This window comes from Streptomyces sp. NPDC012474 (assembly GCF_042955185.1).
GTDB lineage: Bacteria > Actinomycetota > Actinomycetes > Streptomycetales > Streptomycetaceae > Streptomyces > Streptomyces cahuitamycinicus.
In genome coordinates this window covers 695,280-716,414 of sequence record NZ_JBIBEP010000001.1, presented here as the reverse complement: position 1 = coordinate 716,414, position 21,135 = coordinate 695,280, and the positions used below count along the sequence as shown (strand labels likewise).

The window sequence follows — 21,135 nt, the reverse complement described above, 5'->3', positions numbered from 1 at the left end:
TCAGCCCCGCGCCCCTTCGTGCGCGACCCCTCGTTCCGCCGATCTCTTGCCCTGTTCCGTGCCTTCCTCCACGAGCAGGACGACCCCGAGGCCTGCTACTCGCTGCTCGCCCGGGACGCCGTCGACCAGGTCGAGGCCTACGACGGGCCGGTCACCGGGCGTACCGTGCTGGACGTCGGTGGCGGCGGCGGGTACTTCACCGAGGAGTTCCGGCGGCGCGGGGCGAACGCGTTCCTCTTCGAGCCCGACACGGCCGAACTCGGTGCGAGGTCATCCGACTCGGCAGTCGTCGCCGACGGGTACCTGCTGCCCCTGCGGGACGGCGTCGCCGACGTCACCTTCTCCTCCAACGTGCTGGAGCACGTGGCCGATCCGGAGACGTTCCTCAGTGAGCTGGCCCGGGTGACGCGGCCCGGCGGGCTGATCTACGTGTCGTTCACCAACTGGCTGTCGCCGTGGGGCGGGCACGAGTGGGCCCCGTGGCACTACCTCGGCGCCGAGCGGGCCCGGGCCCGCTATCTGCGGCGGACCGGCAGGCCCGCCAAGCACACCCTCGGCGAGAACCTGTTCGCCGTGCACATCGGCTCCACCCTGCGGCAGGTGCGCGCCCGGGACGACGTCACGGTCGTCTCGGCGCGCTCCCGCTACTGGCCGTTCCTCGCGGAGGCCGTCGTCAAGGCGCCCGGCATCCGTGAATTCGCCACCTGGAACCTCCTCCTCATTCTGCGGCGGTGTCCTGCATGACAACCACGGTCCAGGCTCCTCCCCCGGCAGCCGTCCCCACCACCGCGACCGCGGCGGGTCCGCCCGAGGGCCCGCGGTCGCGGCGCTGGCTGCTGGGGTTCTGGGCCGTGGTGTTCGTGCTGTTCCTCGCGGTGCAGCCGGGGCGGCAGACCTTCGACACCAAGCTCGGTGTCACGGTCGATCCGGGGCAGTTCCTCGCCGACCTGGGCCAGTTGTGGCACGACCGGGCCGGATTCGGCGGGATCCAGGACCAGTACATCGGCTACCTGTGGCCGATGCTGCCGTTCTACTGGCTGTGCGACCTCGTACGGCTGCCGGTGTGGCTGGCGGAGCGGCTGTGGCTGTCGCTGATCGTGTCCGTCGCCTTCTGGGGGGCACTGCGGCTGGCGGAGCGGCTGCGGGTGGGCAACGGGGCCTCCCGGCTGCTGGGTGCGGTGGCGTACGCACTGTGGCCGGTGTTCACGACCGTGATCGGATCCACGTCGGCCGCCGCGCTGCCGGGGGCGTTCCTGCCGTGGGTGCTGCTGCCGCTGACGAACGAGCGGTACGCCGCCCGGGTCGCGGCCCTGCGGTCGGCGCTGCTCGTACCGTTCATGGGCGGGGTGAACGCGTCGGCGACGCTCGCCTCCCTGCTGCCGGTCGGGCTGTACCTGCTGTCCCGGCCGCCCGGGCCCCGGCAGCGCAAGCTGATCGCCTGGTGGGCACCCGCCGTGATCGTGGTGACGGCGTGGTGGTGGGTGCCGCTGCTGCTGCTCGGCGTCTACGGCGAGAACTTCCTCCCCTATATAGAGACCTCGCAGACGACGACGGACACCATGGCGGCGACCGAGGCGCTGCGCGGGGCCGGAAACTGGGTCGCCTACCTGCACCTCGGTGAGGCGTGGCTGCCGGCCGGCTGGGCCGTGGCCTCCTCCGTCGTCGTGATCGTGTGCTCGGCGCTCGCCGCCGGACTCGGGCTGGCCGGACTCGCCCGGCGGGACATGCCCGAGCGGCGGTGGCTGGTGCTGACGGTGCTCGTGGCCGCGGCGGTGCTGCTCGCCGGGTACGGCGGGGCGTTCGGGGCTCCGTTCCACGGGGTGGTGCAGGGCTGGCTGGACGGGTGGCTGTCGCCGTTCCGGAACATCTACAAGTTCCAGACCGGTGTGGCGCTGGCGCTCGTGCTGGGTCTGGCGCATCTGGTGGGTGTGGCCTCCGAGCCGCGCGGGGCCCGGCAGGTGCGCGGCCGGCGCTTCGCCCCGCTGGTCGCCGCCGTGCTGATCCTGCCGGGGCTGCTGTGGCCGTACCTCAACGGCTCGATCCTCAACCCGGGTTCGTTCCAGAAGCTCCCCGCCTACTGGGAGGCGACGGGCGACTGGCTGGAGAAGTACTCGCCCGACTCGCGCGCCCTGGTCGTTCCGGCCACGGCGCACGGCGTCTACACCTGGGGCTCGCCGATCGACCAGCCGCTCGACGTGCTCGCCGAGTCGCGCTGGGCGCAGCGCGACTACGTGCCGTTCGGCACGCCCGGCAACCGGCGCGCCATGGACGCCGTCGAGCAGGCACTGATGTCCGGCGCCGAAGTGCCCGGGCTGGCCGACTACCTGAGCCGGGCCGGGCTGTACTACGTCGTCGTACGCAACGACCTCGACCCCGACCAGATCGGTCATGTGCCCACCGCGACCGTCAAGCGCACCCTGGAGCAGTCGGGGTACGAGCGGGTGACGGGGCTCGGGCCGGTGATGACCGGCGGCCGCATCGCGCAGGACGCGCCGCTCCAGGTCGAGGGGCTGTACGCGCGGCAGCGGGCCGTGGAGATCTACCGGCCGACGGGGGACGACGTGATCCGGCCCGGGCAGGCCGGGCTCGCCCCGGTCGCCGACACGGCCGTGGTGTCCGGCGGGCCGGAGGCGCTGCTGCCGCTGGCGGAGCGGCTGCGCGGGCGCGCGACCGTCCTGACCGGCGACAACCACCCCGGGCTCGGAACGCCGGCCGTGCAGGTGGTGGGTGACGGGCTGCGGCGGGCGGACACCCGGTTCGGGCTGGTCAACGCCGGTACGTCGTACACGTACACGCGCGACGAGCGCAACGCGCCGGACGCCCAGCAGGACCCGGGCGAGAAGCCGCGCCAGATCCTGCCCGCCGAGGGCGTCGAGCACCAGACGGTGGCCGAACTGCGCGGCGCCCGCTCGGTGTCGGCGTCCTCGTACGGCAACTGGCTGTTCCACCTCCCGCAGTACGACCCGGTGAACGCCTTCGACGGCAACCCGGACACCGCGTGGGCGGAGGGCGCGCCGGACACGCCGGACGGGCAGTGGCTGCGCATCGGCTTCACCGGCTCCTACGACATGCCGTCCTCCTTCAAGGTCACGCCGCTGCCGCAGGAGAGCGTGCGGGCGGCGGCGACGAAGGTGCGGGTGGAGACCGAGAAGGGCGAGAAGACCAGCTTCCTCCAGCCGAACGGCAAGACGCAGCGGATCAAGGCGCCCGAGGGCGCGACCGATTGGATGAAGCTGACGATCGTGGACTCGGTGGAGCGCCGGAGCGGCCTGACGGGCGCGGGCTTCTCCGAGATCGACCTGCCGGACGTGCAGGTGACCCGGCTGCTGCGGCTGCCCGCTGACGCGGACGACTCCACCGCGTCCGCCACCCTCGTCTCCCTGCACCGCGCCTCCGACCCGACGGGTCTGGCCGCGACCGGCACCGAGGCGGGCCTGCACCGCCGCTTCACGACACCGGCCGCCGGGTCCTACGAGGTGCGGGCGGACGCGGTGCCGGTGCCGGGCGAGGAACTCGACGAGCTGCTCTACGAGGTCGCGCCCGAGCAGCAGGCCCGGATCGTCGCCACCGCCGACTCCACGGCACGCCTCGGCGCGGGCCTCACGGCGCGCAACCTCACCGACGGCGACCTGACGACGGCGTGGATCGCGGGCGACCGGCCGACGCTCCACCTGCGCTGGGAGGGCAAGCAGCCGGTCGGCGAACTGGTGCTGGCCCCCGCGGGCGGACTGTCCGCCCGCGCCTCCGAGGTGCACATCAGCTCCCCGGACGGCGCGGCCATCGCCGGCGTCGACGAGAACGGCTGGGTCCGTTTCCCGCCGATCACCACGGACCGGCTCGACATCACGATCACCGAGACGGCCCCGCTGACCCTGCACAACCCGGTCGCCGACGAGGACCTGCGCCTGCCAGTGGGCCTCACCGAGGCGTACCTCCCGTCCCTCGACCAGTACCGCACCCCGCAGCCGGACGCCACCCGGACGTTCTCCCTGCCGTGCGGCAAGGGTCCGGACGTGGCGCTGGACGGCGAGCTGTACCAGACGAGCGCGAAGGGCACCGTGCGGGATCTGGTGGAGCGCCGGGGCGTGCGGGTGACCCTCTGCCAGGACGGCCGGGGCGACGCCGAGGTGCGGTTGCCCGCCGGAGAGCACCGGCTGGAGGGCGGAGACGCCGGCCCGCTCGCGCTCACGGACGTGACCCTGACCCGCGGCACGGTCCCCGAGGCCGCGGCGGCCGGGCGTGACCTGCGGATCCGGGACTGGCTGGGCGACCGGCGCGCGGTCACGGTCGGCTCGGGCGCGGCCTCGTACCTGACGACGTACGAGAACTTCAACGACGGCTGGAAGGCCACCCTGAACGGCAAGGAGCTGACCCCGGTACGGCTGGACGGCTGGCAGCAGGGCTGGCGGATCCCGGCCGGGGCGGGCGGTGACGTCAAGCTGTCCTACGAGCCGGCCACGACGTACGACGCCGCCCTGATCGGCAGCGGTGCCGGCATCGCGGTCCTGCTGGGCCTGGCGCTGTGGCGCCGCCGCGCCCCCAACCCCGACGCGCCCCAGCCGGCCCCGCCGCTGCCCGGGCTGTGGCTCGGCACCGTGGCGCTGACGCTGGTCGGTGTGGTGATCGCGGGCTGGTTCGCCCTGCTGGTCCCGGCGCTGGCGCTGCTGGCCGCGCGCCGGCGCACCCTGCTGGTACCCATCGCGTTCGCCGCCCTGGCCGCGGCCGGAACCGTCGCCGCCTTCGGGGCCGGGGAGCCGGTGGGCGCGGGCGGGGGCGCGTTCGGGCATCTGGCCCAACTGCTGGCGCTGACCGGCCTGTTCGCCGGCCTGGTGAGTCTGCGTGAGGGTCCGGCCCCGGAGGCGCCGACGCAACAGCTGCCGAGGACGGAAACGGGGGAGGGCACACCCGCATGACGGCACCGGTCCGCATTCCGTTCCCGGTGGTGGACGAGGTCTCCCGGCACTGCCTCCAGGAGGAGGAACCGGAGACGGTCCACATCGAGGTGCACCTCCCGGGCCCCCTCGACCAGGCGCGGCTGCGCAAGGCGTTCCTGGAGGCCCTGCACCGGCATCCGCGGATCCTGATGCGGGAGGCGCGGGGGCCGTGGTACCGGCGGCAGTACGAGTGGGAGCTGACTCCGGAGCCGGACGTGGAGGTGGTGACCTTCGCCCCGCCGGGCCCACGAGCCCTGCTGGACGCCCGGACCCGGGCCCTCGCGGCCGCCCCGCCCCTGTCGGCGTCCCCGCCGATCCGGCTGGAGGTGGTGGGCTCGGTCCTCCTCCTCACCATCAACCACACCGCCCTGGACGGCCCGGCCTGCCTGCGCGTGCTGGCCACGGCCGCCGAGCTGTACGGCGGCCGGGACAACGCCCCGGCGGCGCCCCCGGCCCGGCCCACCGAATCCCGGCAGGAACCCCCGGACACCCCGGCCGGCTGGTCGCCGCCGGCGCGGGTGGCGCACGGCACGCCCGACCCGTCCCCCGGCAACGGCATGCTCGTCGCCGAGCTGCCGCTCCCGCACCGCCCCAAGGGCTCCCCCTACACCGTCAACGACCAGCTCATGGCCGCCACGGCCCTGACCATCGCCCACTGGAACCGGGAGCACGGCGCCCGGCCCCGCCCGCTGCGCATCACGATGCCCGTGGACGACCGCCCCCGCGACACCACGATGCCCATCGGCAACGGCACCCGGCTGGTGGAAGTCCCGTACGCGCCGCGGGAACTGGACGTCACCGACATGCCGGCCCTGCTGCGCCGCACCGCTGAGCGGACCCGCGCCCTGAAGTCCCTGCCCCGCCCCCAGCTCGGACACGGGGCGGCCCTCCTGACCGCCCCCTGGGCGCCCGTCACCGCCCGCGCGGCCCTCACCCGCACCCTGCGCAGGGCCGCCGCGCCCTGGACGTCGACGACCCTGCTCAGCAACATCGGCCGCATCCCCTACCCACTGGACTTCGGCGACGAGGCGGGCCGCGCGCACGCGGTCTGGTTCTCCGCACCGGCCCGGATGCCCCGCGGCCTGACCGTGACCACCGCCTCCACGGCCGGCCGCCTCCATCTGGCGCTGCGCTGGTCGAAAGCCCTGCTCAGCCACGGCGACGGCGCCCACCTCCGCGACCTGTTCGAGCACTACCTGCACACCACGGAGGTGACCCCGTGACCACACCGACCACCACCGGGCCCCCGCCCCGCGACCTGCGCGACTTCTACGAGAACCCCGCCGTGCCCGTGGCCTCCGGCACCGGGCGCAGCCTCCGCCAGGCCCGCATGCTGGCCCGCGCCCTGAGCGGCCCGGCGACCGCGGGCCCGCAGACGATCCTCGACATCGGCTGCGGGGACGGCACCGCCGCCGCCACCGCCGCCCCGCTCCTGCCGGGACACCGCGTCATCGGCGTCGACTGGTCCCAGGACGCCCTGCGCCGCGCCCGCACCCGCATCCCGTACGCGGTGCGCGGCGAACTCACCGGCGGCGGACTGCCGTTCGCGTCCGGCTCGGCCGACGCCGTGCTGTTCAGCGAGGTCGTCGAACACCTCGTCGACCCGGACGCGGCCCTCGACGAGATCCGCCGGATCCTGCGCCCCGGCGGGCATCTGATGCTGTCCACGCCGAACCTCGCCGCCTGGTACAACCGCGGCCTGCTGCTGGCCGGAGTGCAGCCCGTGTTCTCGGAGGTCAGCCTCCGCGGCATCCACGGCCGCCCGGGCACGGAGGTCGTGGGGCATCTGCGGCTCTACACCGCCCGCGCGCTCAAGGAGTTCGTCGCCGCGTCCGGGTTCACCGTCGAACGGCTCGAAGGGGCTCCGTTCCACGGCGTGCCGCGCCCGCTGCGCCCGCTGGACCGGCTGGCCTGCGCCCGGCCGCAGCTCGCGTCGATCCTGCTGCTGCACGCCAGGAGGACGTAGCCCATGTGGTGGGGAGTGGCCGCGGCCCTGCTGGCGAACACCCTGTACAGCCTGGGCTTCGTGCTGGAGAAGCGGGCGCTCACCTCGCTCCCCGAGGTGAGCATCCGGCATCCGGCCCGGCTGCTGCGCCTCGTCCTCGGCAGCCCCCTGTGGATCGGCGGTTCCCTCGCCCTGGCCGCCGGATTCGCCGCGCAGCTCGTCGTCTACCGCACCCTGCCGATCGCCGCCGCCCAGGGCATCTTCGTCTCCGGCCTGGTGCTGCTCGTGCTGATGTCGGCGCGGCTGCTCGGAGAGGAGACGTCCGGCCGGGAGCGGTACGCGCTGGGCGCGATCCTGCTGGCGCTGCTCATGGTGGTGCTCTCCCTGCGGGAGGGTTCGGACACCGTCAGCCAGGACGCGCCCTACCAGCTGATCCTGCTGGTGTGCGTACCGGCGCTGGCGGCCGGGGTGTGGCTGTACGGCTCGGCCGAGCGGCGCACCCGCAACCGGCACCGGCGGCCCACGACCGGCGTCGAGTACGGCGTGGCCGTGGGCCTGCTGTACGGCGTCAGCTCGCTGGCCATCAAGGGAGTCGCCGGCCACCTGACGACCCACGGGATCGGCGGCGCCGTCCTGGACCTGCTGAGCTCCCCCTATCCGTATCTGCTGCTGTTCACCGGTGTGTTCGGCCTGGTGATGTCCCAGGCGGCGCTGCAGCGCTGCCGGGCCTCGCTGATCGTGCCGGTGTGCACGACCGTGACGTCCCTGTTCACGGCGGTGCTCGGCACGCTGTCGTTCGGCGAGGCCCTGCCGGACGAGCCGCTGCGGCTCGCGCTGCGGGTGACGGGCACGGCCCTGGCGGTCGCCGTCCTGCTGACCATGCCGAAGCACGACACCGATCCCCAACCCTCCCCACCCGCCAAGGAGTTGGCCTCCCCATGAAGCCCGACGACCCGCTGCTGAAGATCCTGGCGTGCCCGCTCGACAAGGGACCGCTGCATCTGCTGGCCGAGGAGGCAGGGCGGGAGGAGGCGCTGTACAACCCGCGCCTGCACCGCCGTTACCCGATCACCGACGGCATTCCGCAACTGCTGCCGTCCTCGGGCGAGCAGGTGCCGGACGACGAGCACGAGGAACTGCTGACGAGGATGACACCGTGACCAGCCTGGCAGCCCGTGTGGCCCCTCTGCTGCCCACCCGCCTGGTGGCCGCGGCAGCCCGGGCGCTCTACCCCCGGTTCGAACCGGAGCTGGCCCGGCTGGCAGAACTGTGCCCGCCGGGCTGCGGTACGGCGGTGGACGTCGGCGGCTGGTACGGGCCCTGGACGCACCGTCTGTCGGGCCTCGCCGAGCGGGTCGTGACGGTCGAGCCGGTGCCCCATCTGGCCCGGCTGCTGGCCGCCGCCGCCCCGCCGAACGTCCGGGTGGTCCGGGCTGCCGCCTCGGACCGGCCGGGCATCGCCCGTCTGTGGCTGCCGTCGGACGACTCGGGCGACCGGGGCGTGTCCTCGCTGGTCCGCCGCGACATCCACGGCCGCGCGCTGGACGTCCCCTGCGTCACGCTGGACGAGCTGGGCCTGCGTGACGTCGGCTTCATCAAGATCGACGTGGACGGCAACGAGCCGGCGGTGCTGCGCGGCGCGACGGGTCTGCTGGCCCGGGACCGGCCGGCCCTGTTCGTGGAGCTGGAGTCCCGCATCCAGCCGATCGCGCCGGTGGTGACCTATCTGTCCCTGCTGGGCTACGACGGCTGGGTGCTGCCCGGCGACACCTGGGTGCCGCTCGCCCGGTTCCCCCTGGAGGACCACCAGGCGGACGCCTCCTACGTCGTCTCCCACGGCCTGCTCCGCCGCGTCCTGCCCTCCCCGCTCCTGCGGGGTCCGCGCTATGTCAACTCCGTCCTGTTCCTGCCCGACGGCCGCCGGCCGGGCAGGGCCCCGGTGGGCGACGATGGGACCCATGCCCTCCGGAAAGCACCCCGCTAGCCCCTTCACCCCGCTCGACTTCCAGCTGGTGCTGCTGCGCCGCATGGCCGACCACAATCCCGGGCTCGTGGAGGACGCCCGTCATGAGCTGGGGGTGTCGATCGCGGACATGCGCGAGGCCAACCGGCGGTGGCAGGCGATGGTCCGTTCCCCGCGTTCACGCGCGCCCCTGTCCCGGTATCGCCAGGTGCTGGGCGAAGCCGAGTCCTGTACGCCCCGCCGGATCGGCGATCTCGACTGCGAGGCCTGGCTGTGGCCGGTGCCCCTCTGGCCCTCCTTGCGCTTCGAGGTGCTGACGGCCCCGAACCGCGCGGTGTGGAACGAGTGGCTGGTCCGCGCGCCGGGCGCGAAGGGCCCGGAGCTGCGTGCCCTCGACGACCTCACCCCCTGGTCCTGCACGGTCGACGAGGCGGCCCGCGCCTTCGCCCCGGCGCGCCCCTTGGAGGGCACGGCACCGACCCGATGGGGGCTGGCGTTCACCGCGCCCGACGCCGAGGGCGTCCGGCGGGAGGCCGTCGCGGAGTTCACCTGGGGACTGCTGCAGCGGGTGTCCGTCACCGGCCGTCAGGTCTGAGGGGCTCCGGCCCGGCCCGGCACGCACCACCAGGCGAGGGCCGCCGCGGCCAGGTAGGCCACGGCCCCGATGCCCATGCTCGTCCGGATTCCGGTGCCGTAGTTCGCGGCCGAGGCGAGCAGGCTGCCGCCGAGCGCGACGCCGGTGGCGCTGCCGACCTGGCGGGTGGTGTTGAACAGGGCTGAGGCGGCCCCCGAGTAGGCCGGGGGCGCTGCGCCCATGACGGTGGCGGTGGAGCCGGTGAGGGCGAAGGACGTGCCGAAACCGGCGGCCATCATGGGGAGCACCAGGAGCACATAGGCGGGGCCGGGGCCCGCCGCGGCCCAGCCGGCCAGGCCCAGCGCGGCCAGGAGCATGCCCGAGACCACCAGCGGCGGTCGCCGGTCCGGCGGGACAGCCGGCCGGACAGGACCGAGGCGAACATCGTCATCGCGACCGCCGGGAAGAGGGCGAGGCCGGTGCCGAGGGCGCTGTAGCCGCGCTGGTGCTGGAACTCCAGGCTGGCGGTGAACACCATGCCGTAGAAGCCGAAGTTGAACAGCAGACCGATGACGGCGCCGCCGGTCATGGCGCGTGAGTGCAGCAGGCTCAGCGGGAGGGCGGGAGACCGGGCCAGCCGCTCGCGCAGGGCGAAGGCGGCGGCGGACGCCACGGCCAGGCCCAGACCGGCGAGCACCGCAGGGTCCGACCAGCCGCGCCGCCCGGCCTCGTTGAGCGCCGCGGTCAGCAGGGCCACGGCCGCGACGACCGCGATCTGCGCGGGCAGGTCCAGGGCCCGGTCGGCGCGCCGGGGCGAGCGGGCCACGTGCCGCAGGGTCAGCGCGAGGCAGGCGACGCCGACGGGCAGGTTGATGAGGAACACCCAGCGCCAGCCGGCCGTGGAGACGAGCAGCCCGCCCAGCAACGGCCCGGCGGAGGCCGCGATGCCCGCCATCGAACCCCACAGCCCGAAGGCCCGCGACCGCGCCTCCGGCTCCGGGTAGGACTGCTGGAGCAGGGCCAGCGAACCGGGCACGATCAGCGCCGCGCCCAGCCCCTCCACCAGCCGGGCCGCCACCAGGAAGCCGGCGCCGGGGGCGAGCGCGCACGCAGCCGAGGACACGGTGAACACCGCCACGCCCCAGCAGAAGACCCGCCGGTTGCCCAGCCGGTCCCCCAGCGCCCCGCCCGTCAGCAGGAACCCTGCGAGGACCAGCGTGTACCCGTCGGTGATCCACTGGATCCCGGTGAGCGAGGCCGACAGCTCCCGCCCGACCACCGGCACGGCGACGTTGATGACCGTCACGTCCAGGATCACCATGAAGTACCCGGCGCACACCGCGAACAGCGGCGCCCGGCTCCGTCGCTCGGAGGGCATGGCCCTACCAGTACACCAAAAGCCGCACCGGGGACGATATGCCCCACCGCGTGCTCAGCCGGCGGCGGCCAGCACCGCCGCGACCACCCCCGGCACGGAGCCCGGATGCAGTTGGAGGAACAGGTTCGGCTCGATCAGCTCCAGCTCCATCACGCAGGGTTCGCCGTCGGGTCCGGTGACCAGGTCCACGCGCGCGTACAGCGGTTGCGCGTCCCCGGGTACGGCGGCCAGCGCCCGTTCGGCGACGGCCAGTTCGGCGGCGGTCGGCTCCCAGGGGCGGAGGTCGGGGTGGGCGACCTTGTCGGCGTCGTACGGCGTGCCCGGCGCGAGGACGGCGCCCTTGACGCTCGCGTGCAGCAGGCGTCCGCCGAAGAACTGCAGGGCCCGCTCGCCGTGGATGTCGATGCCGGTCAGGTAGGGCTGCACCATCACGGTGAACCCCTCGGCGTGCATGCGCCCGGCCTGCCGTACGGCGGCGTCCCGCTCCCCGGCCGGGTAGCGGGCGGCGTACCGGGCACCGGCCCCGGAGGCGGGCTTCACGACGTACTCGCGGTCGGCGGGCAGGTCGAGGGGGTCGCCGGGCGCGAAGTACCGGGTGGGCACGACGGGCACTCCGGCGTCCGCGAGCCGCCCGAGGTAGCGCTTGTCGGCGTTCCACCGCACGACACCGGCCGGATTGGCCAGTCGCGTCGCCTTCCCGCACCGCTCGGCCCACGCCGCGAACTCCTCGGCGCGCCAGCTGTAGTCCCAGGTGGAGCGGATGAGGGCGAGGTCGAAGGCGGCCCAGTCCACGTCCGGGTCGTCCCAGGCGACGGCGACGGCGTCGGCCCCGGCGTCCCGCAACGCCCGCACCAGCACCGGCAGGTCGCGGTCCTTGTGCTCCTCGTCGCGGGCGTCGTAGGTGACGACGGCGATGCGCGGGGTGCCGGCCACGGCGACTCCATTTTCGTACGGACGATCGACATCCTCGTGCGGACGGTCGATTCGATGTCCGTCGCAGGCTAACGCTCCCGTCCGCGACCGCGACACCCCGTTCGGCTTTCGCCTTCGGTGAAGCCCCGGCACCGGTGGCGACGACGTCAGCCGCGTGGTGGCGGACGTGGCGCAGCCCTGACCCGGACGGCGCAGGACCACGGGCCGTGGGCGTCCCCGGCCGGTCTACTTGCCAGGAGACCGACGGAGGAAGGGATTCCCATGGCTGTGGTACTGACGCTGCGCTGGGCCGGGGTGACGCCCGAGCAGTACGACGCGATGCTCGACACGGTGGGCTGGGAGAAGCAGGTGCCGGAGGGTCTCGTCCTGCACGTGGCCTGGTTCGAGCCCGGGGTCATGCACGTGACGGACGTGTGGAACGCCGAGGAGGACTTCCAGCGCTTCTTCGCCGAGCGCCTCGCCCCGGTCGTTCAGGAGGTCGGGCTCGCCGGGCAGCCGGACGTCCACTTCACACCGGCCCACCGGCGGTTCGTGGCGCCCGGCGCGGGCGGCGGGGCCTGAACCGAACCCCGCCGCCAGGAGCGGCTCGATCAACTTCCGTTCGTCATCCGTCGCTCCGGGACCAGGCTTGCCCTCAGCCGCGGCTGTAGGTGAGGAACGCCGCCCCGCTCTCCAGGACGACGTGGTCCGTCAGGTTCCAGGTGCGCGGCTCGAACGCGGCTGTGCGGCCGAAGAGGGGGATCCCGGTGCCGATCGTCAACGGGCCCAGTTTGACGATCAGCCGGTCGATCTCGGTGTACAGGGCGCCGGCCAGTTCGCCCCCGCCGATCAGCCAGAGGTCCTTGCCGTCCTCCTGCTTCAGCTCCCGTACCTTCGCCACCGGGTCGCTCGTGACCAGTTCCACGGCCGGGTCGGGGCTTTCGGTCAGCGTGGTGGAGAACACCAGGTGTCTCAGGTGCGGGTAGGCGTCCGTGAATCCGGCTTCGAGGCCGATCTCATACGTTTTGCGCCCCTCGAGGACGGTGTCGAAGTGTGTGCCCTCCGCAGTGACGGACAGCGCCTTCCTGGCCGGGTCGGGCAGGGTCTCGGGGTACTCCGCGGCCAGATACTGCACATAGTCGCCGGGGATCGGCCAGAAGCCGTCAGGTCCTGTGGGGTCGGCGCCGTCGGGGCCGGCGATGAAGCCGTCGAGGGTCGCGGCGATGTAGTAAACGAGCTTGCGCACGGGGTTCCTTGTCGATCGGGCGGCGGATGGTGAGATGGGGCGGATCGGGCGACAGCCCGAGATCCTTTGTGCCGGGACGGTGTCAGCCGTGATCGCGAGCAGCCCACTCGACGAACTGGACGATCACTCCGTTGGGGTCGGTGACCTGGAAGAGGCGCTCCCCGCACGGTTCCTGGCGCAATGGCATGGTGACCCGAACTCCCGCCGCGCGCAGCCGTTTTTCCTGCTCCTGCAGGCCGGAGGCGACGGTGAAGGCCGAAATCAGACCACTGACACGCTGATCACGCTGCTCGGGCGGCAGCACCTCGATGCCCGCATGATCACCGACAGCCCCACGTCGAGCACCTGTGTGCGCGGCCTGCACGACCAGCGCGCACACCACCTGGCTCGGGCACCGGCCGAGGCCACCGGCGCCCGAACCGACGACATCACCGTCCGGACCGTCGCCGAACTGCTGGGCACCGTTCACCGCATGCTGTTCCACCGCACCCAGGAGCTCACTCTCGCCGGACTCCCGAACGAACGGATCGCCCGGACCGTCACCGCCGAAGCCGATCAGGCCCTCGACCTGCTGGAACCCGCCCTGTCCGACTACGCCACCGCCTGAGACGGCCTTCCTCTCGGTGGCCGCCGCCCCCGTCCGAGGCGGGGCGTGGAGCCGGATGGTGCCGGTCGGCCTGTGGGAGATCCCGGGCGCCCGCCGGGCGGGCGGACTCAGGACAGGCCCTCGTCCTCCCCCGGCTCCCAGTCCAGCAGCCGTACCTTCGCCACCGTCCGGACGTGGCGGCGCATGGCCGTGGCCGCCTGGCGGGGCTGCCCGGCGGCGATCGCGTCGAGGATCGCCCGGTGCTGGGAGAGGGAACGGGAAGGGCGGCCGGGCTGACGCAGCGACTCGGTGCGGCTCTCGGCGATCTGCTCGGCGATGGAGCGCATGAACTCCGCGAGCAGACTGCTGTGGGCCGCCGCCGTCACGGCCGCGTGGAACAGCCGGTCGCCCTCGACGCCGTGGCCGCCCGCCGCGATCTCCTCGGTCATCAGGGCGAGCGCCGAGCGCATCGCCGCCAGGTCGTCCTCCGTGCGCCGCTCGGCGGCCAGTTCCGCGAGCTTCGTCTCCAGCGCCTCCCGGGCCTCCAGGACGTCGGGCAGGCGCCGGCGGCGTTCGACCATCCGCTCGACCGGTTCGGTGTCCAGGCTGTCCCGCACGAGGTAGGTGCCCCCGCCGTGCCGGGCCTCCACCAGGCCCTGGACCTCCAGCACCACGATCGCCTGCTTCACCGAGGCCCGGCTCACACCGAGCCGCTGGGCCAGATCCCGCTCGGGCGGCAGCCGGTCACCGGCGCGCAGACCGCCTTCGGCGACGTACTGGCGCAGCCGCTCCAGCACCTGTTCGTAGAGGCGCTGTTTCGTCATGGGGCGCAGGGCGTCGGTCACGGGCTCCCCCTCTCGCCGGGAGCGTAACACCGGATCTTCACAGTGGCGGAGTGGCGGAGTGGCTGAGCCAATTCTTGCGTACCCCCTTGACGGGCGCCCGTGCCGCGCCCACGCTGTTCGACCAACGCACCTCAAGTGGCTCAGCCACTCGTCCACTGAGGTGCTCCCAGCCACTCCGGGGTCCAACGACGGGAGCCCGTATGTCCCCCGAACTCATCTCGATCCTCGTCCTCGTCGTGGTGTTCGTCATCGCCACCACCCGTTCCGTCAACATGGGGGCGCTCGCCTTCGCCGCCGCCTTCGCGGTCGGCGGGCTCGTCGCGAACCTCGACGCGGACGGCATCTTCGCCGGGTTCCCCGGCGATCTGTTCGTCGTCCTGGTCGGCGTCACGTACCTCTTCGCGATCGCCCGCGCCAACGGCACCACCGACTGGCTGGTGCACGCCGCCGTCCGGCTCGTCCGGGGGCGGGTGGCGCTGATCCCCTGGGTCATGTTCGCCCTGACCGGGGCGCTCACGGCCATCGGCGCGGTCAGCCCGGCCGCCGTCGCGATCGTCGCCCCGATCGCGCTGAGCTTCGCCGCCCGCTACGGCATCAGCCCGCTCCTGATGGGCGCGATGGTCGTCCACGGCGCCCAGGCCGGCGGCTTCTCCCCGATCAGCATCTACGGCTCGATCGTCAACGGCATCGTCGAACGCGAGAAGCTCCCTGGCGACGAGGTCGTCCTGTTCCTGGCGTCCCTCGCGGCGAACCTGGTGATCGCGGGCGTGGTGTTCGTCGTCTGCGGCGGGCTGAAGCTGTGGGCCCGTGGAGCGGTGGAGGAGCCCGGCACCGGCGGCGACGACGGTGCGGAAGGGCCGGGCACCGCGGGCGGCACCGGCGGAACCCTGCCCTCCTCCGGTACGACCGGCGGGGCCCTGCCCTCCCCCGGCGGCACCGCGACCGCCACCGCGGTGCCGACGCAGTCGACGGCACCCGACACCACCCGCCTCACCCCGGCCCGCATCGCCACCCTCGTCTCCCTGCTGGCCCTGGTCGTCGCCGTCCTCGTCCTCGACCTGGACGCGGGGCTCACCGCCATCACCCTCGCGGTGCTCCTGAGCACGCTGTGGCCCGAGGACAGCCGCCAGGCGACCGGCCAGATCGCCTGGCCCACCGTCCTGCTGATCTGCGGCGTCCTCACCTATGTGGGCGTCCTGGACGAGATGGGCACCATCACGTGGGCCGGCGAGGGCGTGGGCGGCATCGGCGTCCCCCTCCTCGCGGCCGTGCTGCTCTGCTACATCGGGGCCCTGGTCTCGGCGTTCGCCTCGTCCGTGGGGATCATGGGCGCACTGATCCCGCTGGCCGTGCCGTTCCTGGAGCGGGGCGAGATCGGCGCGATCGGCATGGTCGCCGCGCTCGCCGTCTCCGCGACGGTCGTCGACGTCAGCCCGTTCTCCACCAACGGCGCACTCGTCCTCGCCGCCGCACCGGACGTCGACCGCGAGCGTTTCTTCCGCCAGTTGATGGTGTACGGGGGGATCGTGGTCGCGGTCGTCCCCGCGGCCGCGTGGCTGGTGATGGTCGTCCCCGGCTGGGGATAGCCCACCCACCGACCAGTGGAGCAGGCAAACAGCTAAGGAGATGTGACGCGTGACCTCCCTCTTCCCGGCCCTGACCGGCGGCTTCGCCGACCGGCCCGCCCTGCGGTTCGGCGAGCGCTCACTGACGTACGGAGAACTCGCCGCCGCGGCCGGTGCGACGGCCGCACGCATCGGGGACGCCCGCCGGGTCGCCGTCTGGGCGACGCCCACGATGGAGACGGCCGTCGCCGTCGTCGCCGCGCTGCTGGCGGGCGTGCCCGCCGTGCCGCTCAACCCCAAGTCCGGCGGGAAGGAACTCGGGCACATCCTGACCGACAGTGCCCCCGGCCTGGTGCTGACGGCACCCGACGACCAACTCCCCGAGCCCGTACGGGCCCTGCCCCGTCTCGACGTCGACGTGCACGGCACCGGCGCCGCCCCCGTGGAGCCCGCCGACGACAGCGCCCCGGCCCTGATCGTCTACACCTCCGGCACCACCGGCCCGCCCAAGGGCGCCGTCGTGCCCCGCAGGGCCGTCGCGAGCACCCTGGACGCCCTGGCCGACGCCTGGCAGTGGACCGGCGACGACGTGCTCGTCCACGGACTGCCGCTGTTCCACGTGCACGGCCTGGTCCTGGGCACCCTCGGCCCGCTGCGGCGCGGCGGGTCGGTGCGGCACCTGGGCCGCTTCAGCACCCAGGGCGTCGCCCGCGAGCTGAACGGCGGCGCGACCATGCTGTTCGGCGTCCCGACGATGTACCACCGGATCGCCGAGGCCGTGACGAGCGACCCGGAACTGGTGAAGGCGCTGACCGGGGCGCGGCTGCTGGTCTCCGGCTCCGCGGCGCTGCCCGTGCACGACCACGGCCGGATCGCGACCGCGACCGGGCGGCGGGTGATCGAGCGGTACGGCATGACGGAGACACTGATGAACACCAGCGTCCGCGCCGACGGCGAGGCCCGCCCCGGCACGGTCGGCGTGCCGCTGCCGGGTGTGGAGCTGCGGCTGGTCGAGGAGGACGGTTCGGAGGTCGCCGCGTACGACGGGGAGACGGTGGGCGAGATCCAGGTGCGCGGGCCGAACCTGTTCACCGAGTACCTCAACCGTCCCGACGCCACCGCCGCCGCCTTCACCGCCGACGGCTTCTTCCGCACCGGCGACATGGCGGTGCGCGACCCCGACGGCTACGTCCGGATCGTCGGCCGCAAGGCCACCGACCTGATCAAGAGCGGCGGTTACAAGATCGGGGCGGGTGAGATCGAGAACGCGCTCCTCGAACACCCCGGGGTGCGCGAGGCCGCCGTCACCGGGGAGCCGGACGCCGATCTCGGCGAGCGGATCGTGGCGTGGATCGTCCCGGCGGATCCCCAGTCGCCGCCCGCGCTTGAGGAGTTGGCCGACCATGTGGCGCTGCGGCTCGCCCCGCACAAGCGGCCCCGGGTCGTGCACCACCTCGACGCGCTGCCCCGCAACGACATGGGGAAGATCATGAAGCGGGCGCTGGCCCATGGCTGAGCGTCTCTCCGCCCGCGAGGCGCTCACCGTCCTCGCCGACGACGCCACCTTCGCCGAGCTCCCCGTCCCCGCACGGAGGCCGAAGCACGACGGCCCGCTCGGCTGGCCGGGCTACGACGCCTCCCGCGCCCGGGCCGCCGAACGCACCGGCGAGCAGGAGTCCGTGGTGTGCGGCACCGCCCGCGTCGGCGGCACCCGGGCCGTGCTGATCGCGTTCGAGTTCGGGTTCCTCGGCGGCTCCCTGGGCGAGGGCACCGGCGACCGGCTGGAGGCGGCGTACGCGTTCGCCCGCGAACGCCGCTTCCCGGTCGTGCCGCTGGTGGCGACGGGCGGCAGCCGGATGCAGGAGGGCATGCTCGCACTGACCCAGCTCCAGCGGGTGGCCCGCCAGTCGGCGCTCACCCGGGAGGCCGGCCTCGCGCAGGTCGCGGTCCTGCGCGACCCGACGACCGGGGGCGGCTGGGCCACCCTGGGCGCGGGCGCCGACGTGGTGCTCGCGCTGCCCGGCGCCCAGGTCGGCTTCGCCGGTTCCCGGGTGCGGCCGGCGGACGCGGACCCTGCGGCGTACACCGCGGAGGCGCAGTTCGCGGCGGGGGCGGCGGACGCGGTCGTCGGGCCGGAGGAACTGCGTGAGACGCTCGGGCGGTGGCTGCGGCTGCTGACGTGTCCGTCCACCACGCCCGCCCCGCCCCCCGGACCGCTCGGCGAGTCCGCGGTTCTGCCCGCCACCGGCTGGGACGCCGTCCGCCGCGCCCGTTCCCCTCAACGGCCGCGCGCCGCAGCCTACTTGGACGCCTACTTCACCGATCGGGCCGCGATCAGCGGCGACCGCTGCGGCGGCACCGACCCGGACGGCATGCTGTGCGGCTTCGGCACGCACGAGGGCCGCACGGTGGCCTACGCCGCGCAGACCGGGACGGCCACCCGCCCCGCCGGATACCGCACCGCCGCCCGGCTGATCCGTCTCGCGGACCGGCTCGGCATCCCGGTGCTGACCCTCGTGGACACCCCGGGCGCGGCCAACGACGCGGAGGCGGAGCGGCAGGGGGCGGGGGCGGCGATCGCCGACCTGTTCGCCGCGGTCGCGGGCGCCCGCACCCCGGTGACCACGCTGGTGATCGGCGAGGGCGGCTCCGGCGGCGCCCTGGCCCTGGCCGCCCCCGGCAACACCTGGGCCACACCGGACAGTTACTTCTCGGTGATCGCGCCGGAACTCGCGGCGGCCATCCTCAAACGGCCCCCGCGCGAGGTGGAGGCGACGGCGGACCAGCTCCGCATCCGGCCGCAGGATCTGGTGGAGCTGGGGGTGATCCGGGGGACCGTCGGTGGGTGAGTTCGGTGAATGCCCCCTGCGTCATCAAGTACCTTCCGTCACAATGGTGCTGCCCAGCGCAATCGAACGACGGGGGTGTCGTGGACGGGTTGGTCGAGTTCAGAACCGGTGACGGGGCCGTGGTCGCGGTCGAGGCGGTGGAGGAGCGGTCCGGTTCCCGCCTGGTCTCCCGCGGCGACGGCACGGTCCAGGCGGCCCGCACCTTCGAGGGCGCCCTGGACGGGGTGCGGGCGGCGGCCGAGTCCGCGCTGCGCGTCTTCCGGGACGGCTCGCTGAAGCCCGACGGCGTGGAGATCGAGTTCGGGGTGAAACTGGCCGCCGAGACAGGCGCGTTCATCGCCAAGGGCACCGCCGAGGGCCATCTGGTGGTCAGACTGACCTGGTCCCCGCCCATGCCGGCGGTCCCGCCCACGCCCGGGGTCCCGGCCACGTCCGAGGTCCCGCCCACGCCCGGGGTCCCGCCCACGCCGGCAGTCCCGTCAATGCCCGAGGTCCCGCCCACGCCCGGGGTCCCGCCCACGCCGGCAGTCCCGTCAATGCCCGGGGTCCCGCCCACGCCGGCAGTCCCGTCAATGCCCGGGGTCCCGCCCACGCCGGAGGCCGGCGCGGCATCATGAACAGCGCCGAGTGGCACGCCCGGATCGAGTTACGGGGCCGGGTGGCCGGAGCGGGTTTCCTCATCACCCCGAGCACGGTACTGACGTGTGCTCATGTCGTGGGCGACGGCGAGGAGCTGACGGTGACCTTCACCGAGCGGCCCGGCACGCCGGCCGTTGCCGCCCGGGTCGTCGCGGACGGCGGCTGGACCGGAGGCGTCACCGACCCGGGCGACCTGGCCGTGCTGGAGCTCGACCGGGAGGTGCCGGTCGCCCCGGCCGCGCTGGCCCCGGCCGACGCGGCGCACGGCACGACGGACCGCAAGCTCGTCGTCTACGGCTTCCCGCGCGGTTTCGACGAGGGCACCCTCACCGAATGCCGCGTCACCGCATCGCAGTTGATCCGGCGGGAGTGGCTCCAGCTGGAGGCCTGGCACCAGGGCGGCCAGCCCCTGGCCCCCGGCTTCAGCGGGGCCGCCGTCACCCTGGCCGACACCGGCGAGGTCGTCGGCATGGTCACGGCGGACTCCGGCAGCGGAGAGGTGCGCACCGGCCGGATGATGCCCACCGAGGTCATGGCCCGCTACTGGCCACAGCTGCGGAGCCTGGTCCCGACCTCCGACCACACCAGCGCCGACCGGGCCCGGCTGCGCGCCCTGGTCGAGAAGGCGGCCCGCGCGGGCGTCGACTGCGACCCGGTGCGGCTGTACACGGCGGCGGCCGACCCGTTCGATCCCCCGCCGCCCGAGGAGGGGTTCGACTCGCTGTGGTCCGCGGCCCTGTTCGTGCTGTGCGAACTCGACGGCCCGGGCGCCGCACGGACCGTCGCCCGGTTCGCCGACCGGCTCCAGGACCTGCTGCGCGCCCCGGCCGTGGAACCGTCGGCTCCGGACTGGTCGCCGATCCTCGTCGAGCTCGGGCACAGCGGAGCGGGCGACGGCCTGGTCCGGGTGGAGGTGTCCGCCTACAGCGAGGGGCGGCGCCATCCGGTCGGCTCCGGCACGGTCGAGCGGCACCGGCTGCACGCGTACGTGCAGGAGGGAATCGAGGCGGCCTTCCGGTATCTGACGCCCGGAGCGGACGAACTGGTCGCGTTCGCGCTGCCCCGGGACTGGCTGGACTTGCCGGTCGACCGCTGGGAGAGCGCCCCGGACGACGACACACCGCTCGGCTGCGTCTACCCGCTGGTCGTCACCGACCACGCCCGCCGCAAGGCCAGCACAAGGCACGTGCTGACCCGGACGTGGAAGCGCCTGGACTCCTGGCCGGGCGCGCGGATGCACCGGGTGGAGTGCGGCGTGCCGGAGGAGCCCGGGCGGCTGCGGTTGCGGCTGCGGCAGCGCGACGCCTGCCTCGCCGGGTTCGGCACCGCCCCGGCCGCCGCCCGCACCCGGCCCCACTTCGACACCTCGCTCGCCGCACCCGCCCCGGTGATCATGTGGTCGCGGGGCGGTTGCGGCTCCGGGCAGGAGGAGTGCGCGGGAGCGGACGGCTGCACCGGCAAGGCGTTCCTCGACGCGCTCGACGCTCACGTCATGGCCGTACCGCCCGCCGAACTCCCGCGCCAGGTCCTCGCGCTGCGCGAGGAGGCGCACGCCGAGGAGGACCACTGGGCCCGCGGCATCCAGCTGCTCTGGGACGACCCGCGGGTCTTCGCCGACCCGCACGCCGTCGCCGCCGCGCACGCGAGGTCGCCGGTGTCCTGACCCGCCCCCGCACGCGACGCGCCTGCCCCGCCCGCC

18 protein-coding genes and 1 pseudogene are annotated in these 21,135 nt (G+C 74.0%); 15 read left to right on the top strand and 4 right to left on the bottom strand.

The genetic code is table 11. The features are described 5' to 3' along the window. Window positions 1-18 precede the first annotated feature (18 nt). Genes ACFY9S_RS03160 through ACFY9S_RS03125 form a run of 8 tightly spaced genes read left to right on the top strand, consistent with a single transcriptional unit; the run spans window position 19 to window position 9,437 of the window. Window positions 19-744: a methyltransferase domain-containing protein gene (locus ACFY9S_RS03160; protein ID WP_391122093.1), complete on the top strand. Its 726-nt coding sequence runs from the start codon at window positions 19-21 to the stop codon at window positions 742-744. Beyond that, window positions 741-4,913, top strand: coding sequence for an alpha-(1->3)-arabinofuranosyltransferase family protein (locus ACFY9S_RS03155; RefSeq protein ID WP_391122090.1), 4,173 nt, complete (start codon window positions 741-743; stop codon window positions 4,911-4,913). Before ACFY9S_RS03160 ends, ACFY9S_RS03155 begins: the two co-directional genes overlap by 4 nt. After that, window positions 4,910-6,157 carry a condensation protein gene (locus ACFY9S_RS03150; RefSeq protein WP_391122087.1) on the top strand — a complete coding sequence of 416 codons (1,248 nt, stop codon included), beginning with the start codon at window positions 4,910-4,912 and terminating at the stop codon, window positions 6,155-6,157. Before ACFY9S_RS03155 ends, ACFY9S_RS03150 begins: the two co-directional genes overlap by 4 nt. Beyond that, the gene (locus ACFY9S_RS03145; RefSeq protein WP_391122084.1) at window positions 6,154-6,900 is read left to right on the top strand and encodes a methyltransferase domain-containing protein; all 747 of its coding nucleotides are present in this window, start codon (window positions 6,154-6,156) and stop codon (window positions 6,898-6,900) included. The genes ACFY9S_RS03150 and ACFY9S_RS03145 overlap by 4 nt, the downstream gene beginning before the upstream one ends. A 15-nt stretch (window positions 6,901-6,915) precedes the next feature. Continuing rightward, entirely contained in the window at window positions 6,916-7,821 is a 906-nt protein-coding gene (locus tag ACFY9S_RS03140; protein ID WP_391122938.1) for a hypothetical protein, read from the top strand. Then, window positions 7,818-8,039 (top strand): Trm112 family protein, encoded by a 222-nt coding sequence (locus ACFY9S_RS03135; protein WP_391122081.1) that lies wholly within the window; start codon window positions 7,818-7,820, stop codon window positions 8,037-8,039. The genes ACFY9S_RS03140 and ACFY9S_RS03135 overlap by 4 nt, the downstream gene beginning before the upstream one ends. Further along, window positions 8,036-8,863: an FkbM family methyltransferase gene (locus ACFY9S_RS03130; protein ID WP_391122079.1), complete on the top strand. Its 828-nt coding sequence runs from the start codon at window positions 8,036-8,038 to the stop codon at window positions 8,861-8,863. Before ACFY9S_RS03135 ends, ACFY9S_RS03130 begins: the two co-directional genes overlap by 4 nt. Further along, on the top strand, window positions 8,829-9,437 hold the full coding sequence (locus ACFY9S_RS03125) for a hypothetical protein (protein ID WP_391122076.1): 609 nt from the start codon (window positions 8,829-8,831) through the stop codon (window positions 9,435-9,437). The genes ACFY9S_RS03130 and ACFY9S_RS03125 overlap by 35 nt, the downstream gene beginning before the upstream one ends. Here ACFY9S_RS03125 and ACFY9S_RS03120 read toward each other — a convergent pair. Further along, window positions 9,428-10,794 (bottom strand): annotated as a pseudogene (locus ACFY9S_RS03120) (MFS transporter). The gene ACFY9S_RS03125 and the pseudogene ACFY9S_RS03120 overlap by 10 nt on opposite strands. A gap of 54 nt (window positions 10,795-10,848) precedes the next feature. Next, a complete protein-coding gene (locus ACFY9S_RS03115) occupies window positions 10,849-11,727 on the bottom strand; it encodes a RimK family alpha-L-glutamate ligase (RefSeq protein ID WP_391122073.1) in 879 nt (292 codons plus the stop codon). 261 nt (window positions 11,728-11,988) lie between these two features. On the opposite strand from ACFY9S_RS03115, the gene ACFY9S_RS03110 reads away from it, so the two are divergent. Then, window positions 11,989-12,288 (top strand): hypothetical protein, encoded by a 300-nt coding sequence (locus ACFY9S_RS03110; RefSeq protein ID WP_391122070.1) that lies wholly within the window; start codon window positions 11,989-11,991, stop codon window positions 12,286-12,288. Between the two features lie 73 nt (window positions 12,289-12,361). Here the strand turns inward: ACFY9S_RS03110 and ACFY9S_RS03105 are convergent, their stop codons facing one another. Beyond that, on the bottom strand, window positions 12,362-12,952 hold the full coding sequence (locus tag ACFY9S_RS03105) for a dihydrofolate reductase family protein (RefSeq protein ID WP_391122067.1): 591 nt from the start codon (window positions 12,950-12,952) through the stop codon (window positions 12,362-12,364). On the opposite strand from ACFY9S_RS03105, the gene ACFY9S_RS03100 reads away from it, so the two are divergent. Further along, window positions 12,945-13,559: a hypothetical protein gene (locus ACFY9S_RS03100; RefSeq protein WP_391122065.1), complete on the top strand. Its 615-nt coding sequence runs from the start codon at window positions 12,945-12,947 to the stop codon at window positions 13,557-13,559. The genes ACFY9S_RS03105 and ACFY9S_RS03100 overlap by 8 nt on opposite strands. 107 nt (window positions 13,560-13,666) lie before the next feature. On the opposite strand, the gene ACFY9S_RS03095 is transcribed toward ACFY9S_RS03100, so the two are convergent. After that, window positions 13,667-14,383: an FCD domain-containing protein gene (locus tag ACFY9S_RS03095; RefSeq protein ID WP_391122062.1), complete on the bottom strand. Its 717-nt coding sequence runs from the start codon at window positions 14,381-14,383 to the stop codon at window positions 13,667-13,669. A gap of 200 nt (window positions 14,384-14,583) precedes the next feature. Here ACFY9S_RS03095 and ACFY9S_RS03090 point away from each other — a divergent pair, with 200 nt between their 5' ends. The 5 genes from ACFY9S_RS03090 to ACFY9S_RS03070 all read left to right on the top strand — a co-directional run bounded on the left by ACFY9S_RS03090 (window position 14,584) and on the right by ACFY9S_RS03070 (window position 21,099). Beyond that, on the top strand, window positions 14,584-15,969 hold the full coding sequence (locus tag ACFY9S_RS03090) for an SLC13 family permease (RefSeq protein WP_391122059.1): 1,386 nt from the start codon (window positions 14,584-14,586) through the stop codon (window positions 15,967-15,969). Between the two features lie 49 nt (window positions 15,970-16,018). After that, window positions 16,019-17,464, top strand: a complete 1,446-nt coding sequence (locus tag ACFY9S_RS03085) for an AMP-binding protein (RefSeq protein ID WP_391122056.1) — start codon at window positions 16,019-16,021, stop codon at window positions 17,462-17,464. Next, on the top strand, window positions 17,457-18,797 hold the full coding sequence (locus ACFY9S_RS03080) for a carboxyl transferase domain-containing protein (protein ID WP_391122053.1): 1,341 nt from the start codon (window positions 17,457-17,459) through the stop codon (window positions 18,795-18,797). Before ACFY9S_RS03085 ends, ACFY9S_RS03080 begins: the two co-directional genes overlap by 8 nt. Before the next feature lie 80 nt (window positions 18,798-18,877). Further along, a complete protein-coding gene (locus ACFY9S_RS03075; protein WP_391122050.1) occupies window positions 18,878-19,414 on the top strand; it encodes a CU044_2847 family protein in 537 nt (178 codons plus the stop codon). Beyond that, window positions 19,411-21,099, top strand: a complete 1,689-nt coding sequence (locus ACFY9S_RS03070) for a trypsin-like peptidase domain-containing protein (RefSeq protein ID WP_391122047.1) — start codon at window positions 19,411-19,413, stop codon at window positions 21,097-21,099. Before ACFY9S_RS03075 ends, ACFY9S_RS03070 begins: the two co-directional genes overlap by 4 nt. Window positions 21,100-21,135 lie beyond the last annotated feature (36 nt).

What these genes read in the sequence shown, in the direction of transcription:
- ACFY9S_RS03155 (WP_391122090.1), top strand. Translation starts at nt 741, where the DNA reads ATGACAACCACGGTCCAGGCTCCTCCCCCGGCAGCCGTCCCCACCACC.
- ACFY9S_RS03150 (WP_391122087.1), top strand. Translation starts at nt 4,910, where the DNA reads ATGACGGCACCGGTCCGCATTCCGTTCCCGGTGGTGGACGAGGTCTCC.
- ACFY9S_RS03135 (WP_391122081.1), top strand. Translation starts at nt 7,818, where the DNA reads ATGAAGCCCGACGACCCGCTGCTGAAGATCCTGGCGTGCCCGCTCGAC.
- ACFY9S_RS03125 (WP_391122076.1), top strand. Translation starts at nt 8,829, where the DNA reads ATGGGACCCATGCCCTCCGGAAAGCACCCCGCTAGCCCCTTCACCCCG.
- ACFY9S_RS03110 (WP_391122070.1), top strand. Translation starts at nt 11,989, where the DNA reads ATGGCTGTGGTACTGACGCTGCGCTGGGCCGGGGTGACGCCCGAGCAG.
- ACFY9S_RS03090 (WP_391122059.1), top strand. Translation starts at nt 14,584, where the DNA reads ATGTCCCCCGAACTCATCTCGATCCTCGTCCTCGTCGTGGTGTTCGTC.
- ACFY9S_RS03080 (WP_391122053.1), top strand. Translation starts at nt 17,457, where the DNA reads ATGGCTGAGCGTCTCTCCGCCCGCGAGGCGCTCACCGTCCTCGCCGAC.
- ACFY9S_RS03070 (WP_391122047.1), top strand. Translation starts at nt 19,411, where the DNA reads ATGAACAGCGCCGAGTGGCACGCCCGGATCGAGTTACGGGGCCGGGTG.